General features: G+C 48.3%; 1 protein-coding gene and 1 pseudogene. Both read left to right on the top strand.

Annotated features, from left to right (window positions below; genetic code table 11):
• Positions 1-188: pseudogene (locus HX786_RS31775) on the top strand (hypothetical protein); the annotation flags it as partial.
• Positions 185-553 carry a hypothetical protein gene (locus HX786_RS31565; protein WP_177022653.1) on the top strand — a complete coding sequence of 123 codons (369 nt, stop codon included), beginning with the start codon at positions 185-187 and terminating at the stop codon, positions 551-553. The pseudogene HX786_RS31775 and the gene HX786_RS31565, both read left to right, overlap by 4 nt.
• Positions 554-609: the final 56 nt, after the last annotated feature.

Genomic DNA, 609 nt, shown 5'->3' with positions numbered 1-609 from the left:
GCGGGGTATTGGGCGCAAAGGTGGGGCGTGGTTTGTGTAAATTAGTTTTGGGTATCGCTACTAAAGGGAAAGGTGAACTCGCTTGCGGGATTATTGGCGGTGCTGCGGGAGGGTATACCGGTGGAACCGTGGGAGGAGCATTAGGAGAAATGGCCGGCGACTTATTCTATGAGGGAGAGGGTGCATGACTATTTCGTTGCACGGATTTAGCGTGATTTTATTGGGGGGATGGCCATTTATTTTTTTGGGTTTGAAGCTATTCGTCGAGTACAGAAAACTGGATGAACTGGAAAGCTACTTCATTGATAACGTTTTGGTCCGTGACAACAAACGGTTTTGGGGCAGAAACAAACTGATCGACAGATACAAGCGTTTGAGTCTGATTGTCGACTTTCTTTCACTGCCCAAGCTGCACATCCGAAGAGGAGACGTGACGGCGGCAGAGCTGGCGTCTGTTCCTCTGTCTCTCAAGCGCTGGGTGCTGTGGCCGTATCGTTTTGGAATGGTTGGATTTGTAGGTTCGGGGCTCTGGTACGTCTGGATTAAATGGTAGCTTTTTAAAAAAAAGCACTGTACATATATACAGCTTTGTCCTACATTCCATCCCAG

This window comes from Pseudomonas sp. 21615526 (genome assembly GCF_013386245.1).
GTDB lineage: Bacteria > Pseudomonadota > Gammaproteobacteria > Pseudomonadales > Pseudomonadaceae > Aquipseudomonas.
The sequence above is the reverse complement of the archived record's forward strand: the minus strand, read 5'-3'. Positions and strand labels throughout refer to the sequence as shown.

What these genes read in the sequence shown, in the direction of transcription:
- HX786_RS31565 (WP_177022653.1), top strand. Translation starts at nt 185, where the DNA reads ATGACTATTTCGTTGCACGGATTTAGCGTGATTTTATTGGGGGGATGG.